Raw genomic sequence first — 11586 nt, forward strand, 5'->3', positions numbered from 1 at the left:
GTTCAGAACTCGTTTTGCAGGGCTTTGTAACCGCGTACCAGGTCGACGTTGGTGCGCGCCACGTCTTCAGAAAACTCGGAGGCGCTGACACTCACTGGCGGGAATTGCGACAGGTCAGTGTTAGGGCCGATGCGGGTGGTGGAGGGCACATAGAAGGCGGCGGGCAGGTCGCGCCCATCGACCACTGAGTTGTGGCGAACCACGCAGCCATCACCGACGGCGCAGTTGAACAGCACGCTGTTAAAACCGATAAAGACGCGGTCGCCGACGGTGCAGGGGCCGTGGACGATGGAGCGATGCGCAATGGAGGTAAACTCTCCGATAGTCACCGCCGCGCCGGACTTGGAGTGGATGACCACGCCGTCCTGGATATTCGAATTGGCGCCGATGGTGATCGGGTCCATGTCGCCGGTAGCGTCGACTTCGTCGGCGCGGATCACGGCGTAAGGGCCGACGAACACGTTCTCGCCGATGATGACCTTGCCGCAGATGATCGCGGTTTTATCGACATAGGCTGACTCGGCAATCACCGGCAGATCGCCGGAAGGGTTTTTGCGGATCATGCAACGGGCTCCGTAATGATGTGAACAAAATCGCCATCAATGGCGTTGTAGAAGCAGGTCGGCCGACCGGTATGGCAGGCCGGGCCTTGCTGGTCCACGATCAGCAACACCGCGTCGCCGTCGCAATCCAGGCGCGCCTCGACCAACTGTTGCCAGTGGCCAGAGCTTTCGCCTTTACGCCATAGCCGCTGGCGCGAGCGCGACCAGTAACAGACCTGCCCGGTGGCAAGGGTTTCGCTGAGGGCCTGGCGGTTCATCCAGGCCAGCATCAGCACTTCGCCGCTGCCGTGTTGCTGGGCGATGGCGGCAATCAGGCCGTCACTGTTCCATGGCAGGGCGTCGAGCACCGGTTCGAGGGGAAAGCTGCTGCCGATGGCAGCCGCTTCCAGGTCGAGCATGCTTAAGGTCATGGCTTGCTCAGGGCCGCGCACAGGGTGTTGAGGTTGTATTCGAACAGCCCGGTAAAGGTGCTGGCCGGGCCTTCGGCGGCGAGTGCGTCGGAGTACAACGTGCCGCCGATCTGCGCGCCGCTTTCGTCAGCAATTTGCTTGAGCAGGCGCGAGTCTTTGATGTTTTCCATGAACACGGCTTTGACCTTGTCCTTGCGGATCTGAGTGATCAGCGCCGCGACTTCTGCGGCCGACGGCTCACGCTCCGTCGACAGACCTTGCGGTGCCAGGAACTGGATGCCATAGGCCTGGCCCAGGTAACCGAAGGCATCATGGGAGGTGACGATGCGACGGTTGCCCGGTGGCAGCGCGCCGAACTTGGTCTTGGCTTCGGCCAGCAGGCGGTAGATTTCTTTCAGGTAGGTTTGGCTGTTGCGCTGGTAGTCGGCTTTGTTGGCCGGATCGGCGGCCACCAGCGCCTTGGTGATGTTGTTCACATAGATTTCGGCGTTGGCCAAGTTATGCCAGGCGTGCGGGTCGGGGATGGTTTCGCCGTCTTCGTTCATGGTGTGGGAGATCACGCCTTTGCTGGCGGTCACGACCGTGGCTTTGGTTTCGGTGCTGGTTACCAGGCGGTCCAACCAGGGCTCGAAGCCCAGGCCGTTCTTGATGATGACCCGCGCTTTGAGCAGCGCCTTGGCGTCGTCCGGGGTGGGTTCGTAGGTATGGGCGTCGGCGTCCGGGCCCACCATGTTGCTGATCTGGATGTGATCGCCACCGATCTGGTGGGTGATGTCATCGAGAATACTGAAGCTGGTAACCACTTGGAGTTTGTCGGCGGCCTGGGCTATCGACAAGGGCAGCAGCAGGCTGAACAGCACGAGTAGAGCGCGCATCGGGAAACACCTCATTGGGATGTAAGCAAGGGCGGGCGGCGCAGCAAGCCGTGCACCGGACCGAAGATCACAGACAGCAAATACCCACCGCCAGCCACCAGCACGATGGCCGGGCCGCTGGGCAGCGAGTAGTAGAACGACAGCAACAAACCTAACCACACCGACAGGCATCCCAGCACCGCCGATACCGCGATCAACACCGGCAGGCGCCGGCTCCAGAAGCGTGAAGCAATCGCCGGCAGCATCATCAGGCCCACCACCATCAATGCGCCGATGGCCTGAAAACCGATCACCAGGTTCAGCACCACCAAGGTCAGGAACATCCCGTGAGCCAGCGGGCCGAGGCGGCTGACGGTTTGCAGGAACAGCGGGTCGAGGGTGTCCAGCAGCAGCGGTTTGTAGATCAGCGCCATGGCGATCAGGCTGAAACTGGAGACCCAGAGCATGCCGGTGAGGGTGGTTTCATCCACCGCCAGGGCCGAGCCGAACAGCAGGTGCAGCAGGTCCAGCCGCTTGCCGGCGAGGCCGAGAATCAGCACGCCGGCGGCCAGCGAGATCGGGTAGATGGCGGCGAGGCTGGCGTCTTCGCGCAGGCCGGTGCGGCGGGTGATCCAGGCGGACAAACCGGCCATGCTCAGGCCCGCGCCAAGGCCGCCGATGGTCAGCGCGGGCAGGCTGAGCCCGGCAAACCAGAAGCCTAATGCGGCGCCGGGCAGGATGCCGTGGGCGACGGCGTCACCGATCAGGCTCATGCGTCGCAGGATCAGAAACACACCCAGCGGAGCAGTGCTGCAGGCAAGTACCAGCCCGCCGATCAGCGCGCGGCGCATGAATACGAAGTCGGAAAAAGGCATCCACAAGTGGGCGGCGATGTGCATCAGGCCACCTGCATGTGAGGTTGCGGGCGGATCAGCTCTTTGCTGGGGCCGAACACACAGCCGGTGCTTTTGATCTGCACCACGTTTTGGGTGTGGCGGCGCACAGATGCCAGGTCATGACAGACGACGATGATCGTGCGGCCTTGGTCGTGCCAGGCGTGGATGTGTTTCCAGCACAGCGCCTGGCCGTCTTCGTCGAGGGCGGCGTGGGGTTCGTCGAGCAACAACACCGGCGCTTCGGCCAGGCTCATGCGGGCGAGCAGGGCGCGTTGCAGTTCGCCACCGGACAAGGCCATCAACGGGCGGTGTTCCAAGCCACTGAGGCACCAATCCTCTAAGACGGCCTGCAGGCGCTCCTTGCGTTGTGGCGGGGTAAGCTGAGTGCCCCAAAAACCAGCGGCGACTAACTCTTGCAAACTGATCGGAAACTGCCGATCCAGGTGTTGTTGCTGAGGCAGGAACGACAGGCCTGCGCGGCGTGGAACCTCCACGCTGACTTTTCCCGCCAGCGGTTTCTGCAGGCCTGCGATGACTTTGAGCAGGCTGCTTTTGCCGGTGCCGTTGGCGCCGATGATGCCGGTTAGGCTGCCTTTTTCAAGGGTCAAATCCAGCGCAGGAGTGAGTGGTTGCCCAGGTGCACCCCAGCGCAAAGCGTTACAAGTGATCATGCAGAGTCTCTCGTCCAGCGGCTTTCAGCCACGGCATCGTGCGCGTGCAGGCTTTCGGCGTGGATCACTTTCAGGTGGAAGGCTTTGACGGCATCCGAGCATTTCAAGGCGAGGTTGAGGCGGCGAGCTGCGTCTTCGCAGAACATCAGGTTCTGCCCGTTGGCCAGGGCGAAGGCTTGTTCGTCCGCACGTTTCACCGCGGTTTGCACGGCGGTGCCGAGGGCGGCCTCGACGGCGTCGATCAGGTCGGTGAGCGGCAAGGTGGACTGGTTGGCGTCCAGCTGAATGGAGAGCTCTGCGCTGCTGCGTTGGCTGTGCGGCGTCGCGACAATACCGTTGGCGCTTCCGAGCCAGGTCAGCACATCCTCGTGTTGTAGCGGAGTGTTGGCAAAGTCTTTAAGAAATTGCTGCTGAATCAATTGCCTGGCGAGCGCAGCGGAGCAGGGGCAGGTTGAGGAATACGTAACGTCAATTTTTAGTTCCACGTGGAACATCTGGTTTTCCAGGCACGCCTCGATGCACACGGGATAACCTTTCCAGCCTGCTAATGGACTGACCAGCGCCGGACGTTTTAGCAGCAAGCCCGTGTGAATCCGCAGGTAGGCGTTCTTAGATAATCCTTCATGACTCTCAAGAAAGCGCTGCAGTACATTACGCAGAAGTGCAGGCGTAAGAAGCTGCTGGTCGAGCATTTCCAGGGCCAGGTACAGGCGAGACATATGAATACCACGGGCCTCGCCGTCGTCCAGGCTGACGCCCACATCGGCAGTGGCAGCCAGGCGTTGGCCGTCGATGAGGATAGGCAAGGCGATGCCGCACATGCCCACCCAGTCGAGCGGCAAGGCTTGGCGTGAAGCCTGCGCGGCGATATCCGGCAGAGTCAGCGCATTCATGAGCAGGTCCATCGTTGGAAATAAAAAGACATGTTATATTATAACGATTAAGTCGACGATGCTTTTTCTGCTCCAGCCTTTCCTCAGTCACGTCGAGCAGGGACGCTCCTCTATTTGCGGTATATGTCATGCACAGACGTCAGCTCCTCAACCTGCTGCTGGTTAGCCCTCTGTTCACCTTTCCATTGGGGGCCTTCGCTACACAGATTCGTAATGCGCGCCTGTGGCGCTCCGACGACAAACTGCGACTGGTGTTTGACCTCAGCGGTCCGGTGCAATACAAGACCTTTTCCCTGACCGCGCCGGAACGTTTGATCATCGACCTGAGCGGCGCCGGGCTCAGCGGTGATTTCTCGCAGCTGGCGTTGAAGAACAGTGGGATCACCTCGATCCGTTCCGGGCATTTCGGCAAAGGTGATACGCGTATCGTGCTGGACCTGGCCGCGCCGATGCAGCTCAACAGCTTCTTGTTGCCGCCGCAGGATGGTCAAGGCCATCGCCTGGTGCTTGACCTGACCAACGCTACCCACGCGCCGCGCCAAATCGCCGCCGAACCGCCGCCCTTGGTAGCGCCGGTGGGTAAAGCGCATCCCAAGCGTGACATCATGGTGGTAGTTGACCCTGGCCATGGAGGCAAAGACCCGGGCGCGATCGGCTCCAAGGGCCAGCGCGAGAAAGATGTGGTGCTGTCCATCGCCCAATTGCTGGCCAGACGCTTGAAGCGCGAGAAGGGCTTTGACGTGAAGCTGGTGCGCAACGATGACTTCTTCGTACCGCTGCGCAAGCGCGTGGACATCGCCCACCAGCACAAGGCCGATATGTTTATTTCGGTGCACGCCGATGCTGCGCCACGGCTCACAGCATCCGGGGCGTCGGTGTATGCGTTGTCTGAAGGCGGCGCCACCTCCGCCACGGCGCGCTTCATGGCGCAGCGCGAAAACGGCGCGGATTTGCTGGGCGCCACCACGTTGCTCAATCTCAAGGACAAGGACCCGATGCTGGCCGGGGTGATTCTCGACATGTCGATGAATGCCACCATCGCCTCCAGCCTGCAACTGGGCAGCTCAGTGTTGGGCAGCTTGCAAAGCATCACCACGCTGCACCAGAAGCGCGTGGAGCAGGCAGGTTTCGCGGTGCTTAAATCACCCGACGTGCCGTCGATCCTGGTCGAGACCGGGTTTATCTCCAATACCCGAGACGCCCAGCGGCTGGTGACGGCGCGCCATCAACAGGCGGTCGCGGATGGGCTGTTCGAGGGGCTGAAAAAATACTTCGAGAAGAACCCTCCGATGAACAGCTACATGGCCTGGGTTCAAGAGCAGAAGAACGGCCAGGTTTAACAGCCGGTAAGGCGGCTGCACGTGAATTTGGCGCTGGCGCCACCTGAACTGGAAAACCGGTTGATCGTGGTCCAGCCCACGCGGCGCGAGTAGCCGACCCACGCCTCACCATCGGAGGCCAACCCGGTAAAGAACGTCAGCTGCCCATAGCGGCTGTTGGTCTGTGCCCAGTAGCGTTTGCCGATTACCTCGAACCCGCGCAAATACGTGGTGCTGCCGACAGTCGCTACGCTATAGGCATTGCCCAGCGGGTCAACACAGGCCAGCAGGTTGGCGCTGCGCGTGCAGTTCGCCAATAGGCTCGGGGTTTGGGCGCCTGCCGGTATTGCCACGGCCAACAACAGGGCGCACACCAGGTATTTCATAGCGCTTCTCGGGGCAAGAAAGTGTTCAAGCATTGCGCTCTTCGTCGTGACGAGCAAGGGAGATTGGCTTATTTGTGTTGTTATACTATAACATTAAAACACAACCTGATCCGTGAACCGCTCTCCATGACTGAACAAGACCTGCTGGCGCAACCGCCCGCCGACTACATGAATGAAGCCCAGCAAGGTTTCTTCCGCGAACTGCTGCTGGACCAGCGCTACGAACTGCAGGCGCGCATCGAAGCCGAGTTTCTGGTGCTGCGCGAGCAGGAAACCAACAGTGATCCCGCCGATGTGGGCAGCGCTGAAGAACAGCGGCAATGGCAACTGCGCCTACTGGAGCGCGAAAAAAAGCTGTTGGACAAGATCGACGACGCCCTGGAATTGCTCGCTCGTGGTGAGTACGGCTGGTGCCGTGAAACCGGCGACCCCATTGGTCTGAAACGCCTGCTGCTGCGCCCCACCGCGACCCTGAGTATCGAAGCCAAAGAACGTGAAGAGCTGCGCGAACGCCACCGACGGGCGATTTGACCGGCCACCCTTGATGAGGAATACCTGATGCCCAATCGTCTCCCCGTTACTGTGTTGTCCGGCTTTCTCGGCGCCGGTAAAAGCACGCTGCTCAACTACGTTCTGCGTAACCGCGACAACCTGCGGGTGGCGGTGATCGTCAACGACATGAGCGAAATCAACATCGACGGCAGCGAGGTGCAGCGCGACGTCACCCTTAACCGCTCCGAAGAGAAACTGGTGGAGATGAGCAACGGCTGCATCTGCTGCACCTTGCGCGAAGACTTGCTGGAAGAAGTCGGAAAACTCGCCAAGGAAGGTCGGTTTGATTACCTGTTGATCGAATCCACCGGCATTTCCGAGCCGTTGCCCGTGGCCGAAACCTTCACCTTTCGCGACGAGAACGAGCAAAGCCTGGCCGATATCGCGCGCTTGGACACCATGGTCACCGTGGTCGATGGGATGAACTTCCTGCTCGACTACCAAGCCGCTGAAAGCCTGGCCTCACGCGGTGAAACCTTGGGTGAAGAGGACGAACGCTCGATCACCGACCTGCTGATCGAGCAGATCGAGTTCGCCGACGTGATCCTGATCAGCAAGATCGATTTGATCAGCAGTCGCGAGCGCGAAGAATTAATGGCGATCCTCGAGCGCCTTAACGCTCAGGCGGAAATCATCCCGATGGTCATGGGCGAAGTGCCGTTGAATAAGATCCTCAACACCGGTCGCTTCGACTTCGAACGCGCGGCACAGGCGCCGGGCTGGTTGCAGGAACTGCGCGGTGAACATGTACCGGAAACCGAGGAATACGGCATCGCCTCCACGGCTTATCGCGCACGCCGTCCGTTTCATCCTCAGCGGTTTTTCGACTTTATCGACCGCCCATGGGTGAACGGCAAACTGCTGCGCTCCAAGGGTTTTTTCTGGCTGGCGAGCAAACATCAGGATGCAGGCAGTTGGTCCCAGGCTGGTGGGCTGATGCGCCATGGTTTTGCCGGGCGTTGGTGGCGCTTTGTGCCGAAAAGCCAGTGGCCCCAGGACGAAGAAAGCGTGGCAGCGATCATGGGCAACTGGCAGCCGAGCACTGGCGATTGCCGCCAGGAGCTGGTGTTTATCGGGCAAAACATCGACTTCACCCAGATGCGTGCCGAGCTGGACACCTGCTTGCTCACCGATGAAGAAATGGCCCTGGGGGTCGAAGGTTGGCGCCAGTTGGCCGACCCGTTTGGCCCTTGGTTCGAGCAGGTCGCCTGATGTTGGCCCCAGTTATCCCGCTACGCCCGGTGATCCGCCAGACCCGTGGTGAAACCCCGCTGGCGCTGGCTGATGTCCTCGATGACGGCGTGAACCTGGCGGTTTGGCAACGCCAGTTGCCCCTGCATATCGCCGAGTTCGGTGCTTTGCTGGTGGCGCTAAACGAGCCGTTGGCCGAGTCCTTGGTGATTGAACTCAATACCGAAGATGCCGTGCCGAACTTGCAGGGTTTGGCGTCCAGTTGCCGTGATCTTGAAGGCTACGACGGGTTTATTGCTGACGTGTCGTGGCTGGTCAGCGCGTTTGCCTGTTTGCTGGGCGCCAAGCGCATTGGCGTGCGCTTGCGGCTGCTGGACAAGGCTATGTGCCCGCGTTTTCACGTTGACCATGTGCCAGTGCGGCTGATCACTACTTATGCTGGCATTGGCAGTCAGTGGCTGCGTGAAGGCGTGATGGACCGCCGCAAACTGGCCCAGCCGGACGCGGAACCCACTGAGCGCATCGAGCAGATTCTCTGCGGCGAAGTGGCGATGCTTAAGGGCACCAAATGGCTTGGCAACGAAGGTCATGGTTTGATTCATCGCTCGCCCGCACTCAAGGCCGATGAGCGCCGCTTGATCCTGACGCTGGATTGGCTCGCATAACCGGGTAGGATCAAACGCTCTACACGGTCTGAAAGATGCCCAACATGCTGCAGGACATTCCCACCCACGTGATTGCCGGGCCTTTGGGCGCCGGCAAGACCAGCCTGATCAAGCACCTGCTTGCCCAACGCCCGGCCAACGAGCGCTGGGCGGTGTTGATCAACGAGTTCGGGCAGATCGGCCTGGACGCCGCCTTGCTGACCCAGGATGACGACGGCATTGCCCTGGGCGAGGTAGCCGGTGGCTGTTTGTGTTGTGTGAATGGCGCACCTTTCCAAATAGGCCTGGGCCGCCTGCTGCGTAAGTCTAAGCCGGATCGGCTGTTTATCGAACCCTCGGGCCTTGGCCATCCGGCGCAGTTGCTCAAACAACTGCGGCAAGCGCCGTGGCAGGCCGTTCTGGCAGTCCAGCCGTGCGTGCTGGTACTGGATGCGCAGGCGCTGGCGGCGGGCAACCCTTTGCCTGATGCGCAACGCGAGACGCTGGCCAGTGCCGGGCTGTTGGTGTTGAACAAGGATGAGTCGCTGGATGCCGCGCAGCGCCAGGCCATTGAACAGCAATTACCCGGCTGCCCGCTTTACTGGACGCACCAGGCTCAATTGCCGCTTGAGCGGTTGCCGGGCCTGACTGCGCAGGCCAGCGCGGCTGTGGATAACGTCGAAGTGCCCAAAGGCTTGGCGCAGTTGCCGGCTGTCTGGACTGACCCTGCGCAGCCCATCTGCCTCAGTCAGGCGCAAGAAGGCGGCTGGAGTATTGGATGGCGCTGGCATCCGAGCCAGCAATTCGACACTCAGCGCTTGCATCAATGGCTGACAAGTCTCGCTTGGCGCCGCGCCAAACTGGTTATCCACAGCACCGAAGGTTGGCGCAGCGTTAACGCTGTGGATAACAGCTCCCTCACCTGGCAACCCAGCGAATGGCGCCGCGACTCACGTATTGAGTTGATCTTCAGCCTGCCACAGGACGTGGCCGCACTGCAGAGCGCGCTCGCCGCCTGCCGTTAGTGACGATTCTTGGTCGCGTGATCCTGGCGCCACTGGCTTAGCTCGATTACTTCAGCGCTGGGCAGCGGTGTCTTGATCTCGAACGGGTAGGGCGCCAGTTCGATCTGCGCGCTGTGAGCACCGAACTGGGTGATCGTCCCGGGATGGCGAGCTTCGCCGGTCACCGTAAACTCAAAGTTATAGATGCGCGCCAGACGGCGCCGGCCATTGGCATCCTTCACAAAACCGATGCGCTTCAACGCCACCGCGCCGTCAAGCAGCTCGATATCGAGCTTGGCGCAATGCTGCTTGACCCGCGCCAGCGCTCGCTCGCGCATGCCGTGGTTGTGCCACACCCAAGCGGCGCAGGTCGCCAGCAGCATCAACACAAAGATGTTTCCCAGGGTTAGCATGCGATGAACTCCAACAAAGTGAGAGCAGCTTAACTGTGTCGCTGGCCTGTCGTATAGGCTGTGTTTAGTCGCATACTGCGCGGCTAGAATTTCAACGGATTTACGGAAATCTCCCGCATGAAACGCACACCTCATCTGCTTGCGATCCAGTCTCATGTGGTCTTTGGCCACGCCGGAAACAGTGCCGCCGTATTCCCCATGCAGCGGGTTGGGGTGAACGTCTGGCCGCTCAACACGGTGCAGTTCTCCAACCATACCCAGTATGGTCAGTGGGCGGGTGAAGTGTTGGCGTCGCAGCAAATTCCGGCGCTGGTAGAAGGCATTGCCGCGATTGGCGAGCTGGGTAACTGCGATGCGGTGCTGTCTGGCTACCTCGGCAGTGCCGACCAGGGCCGTGCAATTCTCACCGGCGTGGCGCGCATCAAGGCCATCAACCCCAAGGCCTTATACCTGTGCGACCCGGTGATGGGCCACCCGGAAAAGGGCTGCATCGTGCCCCAGGAAGTCAGCGATTTCCTGCTGGACGAGGCGGCGGCCATGGCGGATTTCCTCTGCCCCAACCAGCTGGAGCTGGACAGCTTTGCCGGGCGCAAGCCGCAGTCACTGTTCGATTGCCTGGGTATGGCCAAGGCGTTGCTGGCACGCGGACCCAAGGCGGTGCTGGTCAAACACTTGGATTATCCGGGCAAACTGCCGGATGGCTTTGAGATGCTGCTGGTGACGGTTGATGGCAGTTGGCACTTGCGTCGGCCGCTGCTGGCGTTCCCACGTCAACCGGTGGGCGTGGGCGACCTGACGTCGGGTTTGTTCCTGGCGCGCGTACTATTGGGCGACAGCCTGTTGGCGGCGTTCGAGTTCACGGCGGCAGCGGTGCATGAAGTGCTGCTCGAAACCCAGGCGTGCGCCAGTTATGAACTGGAACTGGTGCGTGCCCAGGCTCGCATCGCCCATCCCCGTGTACGCTTCGAGGCTACGCCAATCGGTCTGTAATCGCCCAAAACCCAATGTGGAAGGGGGTTGCTCCCGAAAGCGGGGCATCAGTCATCCATGCAGGGGCTGCCCCACCGCCATCGGGAGCAAGTCCCTTCCCACATTTGATTCGGTTTAAAGCTTGGGATTTACGGCGCGTCGGCCTTGATTTCCCGGTAGCGCTTTTCCAGCTCCTGGCGAACCTGCCGACGCTGCTGCGCCTGAACGAACCGGCGCTTGTCTTCGCTGTTCTGCGGCTGCAGCGGCGGTACGACGGCGGGTTTGCGCTGGTCGTCCACGGCCACCATGGTGAAGAAGCAGCTGTTGGTATGGCGCACCGAGCGCTCGCGGATGTTCTCGGTCACCACCTTTATACCCACTTCCATCGACGTGTTGCCGGTGTAGTTGACCGAGGCGAGAAAGGTTACCAGCTCGCCGACATGGATCGGCTCACGAAAAATCACCTGGTCCACCGACAAGGTCACCACATACCGCCCGGCATAACGGCTCGCGCAGGCATAGGCTACTTCGTCGAGGTACTTGAGCAGGGTGCCGCCGTGCACATTGCCTGAGAAGTTGGCCATGTCAGGGGTCATCAATACCGTCATCGACAGCTGGGCGTTTCCGGGTTCCATAGCACACTCACGGGTTGTAGGCATCGGTTGGGGAGGCACCTCTGTGGGTGCTGGAATCTTTACAGCGCTCTCCCTATCGGGACGCCGGCGGGCGGCTTGCCGTCACGCGTGCACCGATCTGTTTCCATATATTGCACCGGCTTTCTGCCGGAAGTCGTGGTGTTAACCTTGAAAAGCTCGTCTCAG

15 protein-coding genes are annotated in these 11586 nt (G+C 60.8%); 6 read left to right on the forward strand and 9 right to left on the reverse strand.

Annotated elements, in window-relative coordinates; genetic code table 11:
• Positions 1-2: 2 nt before the first annotated feature.
• From FW764_RS06435 to folE2, 6 genes are read right to left on the reverse strand one after another with little or no spacing between them, the layout of a single operon-like run.
• Positions 3-563, reverse strand: a complete 561-nt coding sequence (locus tag FW764_RS06435) for a gamma carbonic anhydrase family protein (protein ID WP_017135756.1) — start codon at positions 561-563, stop codon at positions 3-5.
• On the reverse strand, positions 560-973 hold the full coding sequence (gene hisI / locus FW764_RS06440) for a phosphoribosyl-AMP cyclohydrolase (protein WP_446433232.1): 414 nt from the start codon (positions 971-973) through the stop codon (positions 560-562). The genes FW764_RS06435 and hisI overlap by 4 nt, the downstream gene beginning before the upstream one ends.
• On the reverse strand, positions 970-1848 hold the full coding sequence (locus FW764_RS06445; RefSeq protein WP_446433233.1) for a metal ABC transporter substrate-binding protein: 879 nt from the start codon (positions 1846-1848) through the stop codon (positions 970-972). Before FW764_RS06445 ends, hisI begins: the two co-directional genes overlap by 4 nt.
• A gap of 11 nt (positions 1849-1859) precedes the next feature.
• Positions 1860-2726, reverse strand: coding sequence for a metal ABC transporter permease (locus FW764_RS06450; RefSeq protein ID WP_446433234.1), 867 nt, complete (start codon positions 2724-2726; stop codon positions 1860-1862).
• Entirely contained in the window at positions 2726-3394 is a 669-nt protein-coding gene (locus FW764_RS06455; protein ID WP_446433235.1) for a metal ABC transporter ATP-binding protein, read from the reverse strand. The genes FW764_RS06450 and FW764_RS06455 overlap by 1 nt, the downstream gene beginning before the upstream one ends.
• Complete coding sequence (gene folE2 / locus FW764_RS06460; RefSeq protein ID WP_446433236.1) at positions 3391-4287, reverse strand: GTP cyclohydrolase FolE2; 897 nt, start codon at positions 4285-4287, stop codon at positions 3391-3393. The genes FW764_RS06455 and folE2 overlap by 4 nt, the downstream gene beginning before the upstream one ends.
• A 128-nt stretch (positions 4288-4415) precedes the next feature.
• Here folE2 and FW764_RS06465 point away from each other — a divergent pair, with 128 nt between their 5' ends.
• On the forward strand, positions 4416-5627 hold the full coding sequence (locus FW764_RS06465) for an N-acetylmuramoyl-L-alanine amidase (RefSeq protein WP_446433237.1): 1212 nt from the start codon (positions 4416-4418) through the stop codon (positions 5625-5627).
• On the opposite strand, the gene FW764_RS06470 is transcribed toward FW764_RS06465, so the two are convergent.
• Positions 5624-5992: a glutamine synthetase gene (locus FW764_RS06470; RefSeq protein ID WP_446433238.1), complete on the reverse strand. Its 369-nt coding sequence runs from the start codon at positions 5990-5992 to the stop codon at positions 5624-5626. The genes FW764_RS06465 and FW764_RS06470 overlap by 4 nt on opposite strands.
• A gap of 126 nt (positions 5993-6118) precedes the next feature.
• Here FW764_RS06470 and dksA point away from each other — a divergent pair, with 126 nt between their 5' ends.
• The 4 genes from dksA to FW764_RS06490 are packed head-to-tail and all read left to right on the forward strand — an operon-like array spanning position 6119 to position 9404.
• Positions 6119-6523, forward strand: coding sequence for an RNA polymerase-binding protein DksA (dksA, locus tag FW764_RS06475; RefSeq protein ID WP_446433239.1), 405 nt, complete (start codon positions 6119-6121; stop codon positions 6521-6523).
• Between the two features lie 27 nt (positions 6524-6550).
• The gene (zigA, locus tag FW764_RS06480) at positions 6551-7756 is read left to right on the forward strand and encodes a zinc metallochaperone GTPase ZigA (RefSeq protein WP_446433240.1); all 1206 of its coding nucleotides are present in this window, start codon (positions 6551-6553) and stop codon (positions 7754-7756) included.
• A complete protein-coding gene (locus tag FW764_RS06485; protein ID WP_446433241.1) occupies positions 7756-8400 on the forward strand; it encodes a DUF1826 domain-containing protein in 645 nt (214 codons plus the stop codon). Before zigA ends, FW764_RS06485 begins: the two co-directional genes overlap by 1 nt.
• A 44-nt stretch (positions 8401-8444) precedes the next feature.
• On the forward strand, positions 8445-9404 hold the full coding sequence (locus FW764_RS06490; protein ID WP_446433242.1) for a CobW family GTP-binding protein: 960 nt from the start codon (positions 8445-8447) through the stop codon (positions 9402-9404).
• Here FW764_RS06490 and FW764_RS06495 read toward each other — a convergent pair.
• Entirely contained in the window at positions 9401-9796 is a 396-nt protein-coding gene (locus FW764_RS06495) for a DUF3301 domain-containing protein (RefSeq protein WP_446433243.1), read from the reverse strand. The genes FW764_RS06490 and FW764_RS06495 overlap by 4 nt on opposite strands.
• Before the next feature lie 117 nt (positions 9797-9913).
• On the opposite strand from FW764_RS06495, the gene pdxY reads away from it, so the two are divergent.
• Positions 9914-10786 (forward strand): pyridoxal kinase PdxY, encoded by an 873-nt coding sequence (pdxY, locus tag FW764_RS06500; RefSeq protein ID WP_446433244.1) that lies wholly within the window; start codon positions 9914-9916, stop codon positions 10784-10786.
• Between the two features lie 128 nt (positions 10787-10914).
• Here pdxY and FW764_RS06505 read toward each other — a convergent pair whose 3' ends face one another.
• The gene (locus tag FW764_RS06505) at positions 10915-11400 is read right to left on the reverse strand and encodes an acyl-CoA thioesterase (RefSeq protein WP_446433245.1); all 486 of its coding nucleotides are present in this window, start codon (positions 11398-11400) and stop codon (positions 10915-10917) included.
• Between the last annotated feature and the right edge of the window lie 186 nt (positions 11401-11586).

The sequence above is a fragment of the Pseudomonas sp. 1152_12 genome, assembly GCF_052850675.1.

Coding starts and splice junctions, on each gene's coding strand:
- FW764_RS06435 (WP_017135756.1), bottom strand. CDS start 563: ATGATCCGCAAAAACCCTTCCGGCGATCTGCCGGTGATTGCCGAGTCA.
- hisI (WP_446433232.1), bottom strand. CDS start 973: ATGACCTTAAGCATGCTCGACCTGGAAGCGGCTGCCATCGGCAGCAGC.
- FW764_RS06445 (WP_446433233.1), bottom strand. CDS start 1,848: ATGCGCGCTCTACTCGTGCTGTTCAGCCTGCTGCTGCCCTTGTCGATA.
- FW764_RS06450 (WP_446433234.1), bottom strand. CDS start 2,726: ATGCACATCGCCGCCCACTTGTGGATGCCTTTTTCCGACTTCGTATTC.
- FW764_RS06455 (WP_446433235.1), bottom strand. CDS start 3,394: ATGATCACTTGTAACGCTTTGCGCTGGGGTGCACCTGGGCAACCACTC.
- folE2 (WP_446433236.1), bottom strand. CDS start 4,287: ATGAATGCGCTGACTCTGCCGGATATCGCCGCGCAGGCTTCACGCCAA.
- FW764_RS06465 (WP_446433237.1), top strand. CDS start 4,416: ATGCACAGACGTCAGCTCCTCAACCTGCTGCTGGTTAGCCCTCTGTTC.
- FW764_RS06470 (WP_446433238.1), bottom strand. CDS start 5,992: ATGAAATACCTGGTGTGCGCCCTGTTGTTGGCCGTGGCAATACCGGCA.
- dksA (WP_446433239.1), top strand. CDS start 6,119: ATGACTGAACAAGACCTGCTGGCGCAACCGCCCGCCGACTACATGAAT.
- zigA (WP_446433240.1), top strand. CDS start 6,551: ATGCCCAATCGTCTCCCCGTTACTGTGTTGTCCGGCTTTCTCGGCGCC.
- FW764_RS06485 (WP_446433241.1), top strand. CDS start 7,756: ATGTTGGCCCCAGTTATCCCGCTACGCCCGGTGATCCGCCAGACCCGT.
- FW764_RS06490 (WP_446433242.1), top strand. CDS start 8,445: ATGCTGCAGGACATTCCCACCCACGTGATTGCCGGGCCTTTGGGCGCC.
- FW764_RS06495 (WP_446433243.1), bottom strand. CDS start 9,796: ATGCTAACCCTGGGAAACATCTTTGTGTTGATGCTGCTGGCGACCTGC.
- pdxY (WP_446433244.1), top strand. CDS start 9,914: ATGAAACGCACACCTCATCTGCTTGCGATCCAGTCTCATGTGGTCTTT.
- FW764_RS06505 (WP_446433245.1), bottom strand. CDS start 11,400: ATGGAACCCGGAAACGCCCAGCTGTCGATGACGGTATTGATGACCCCT.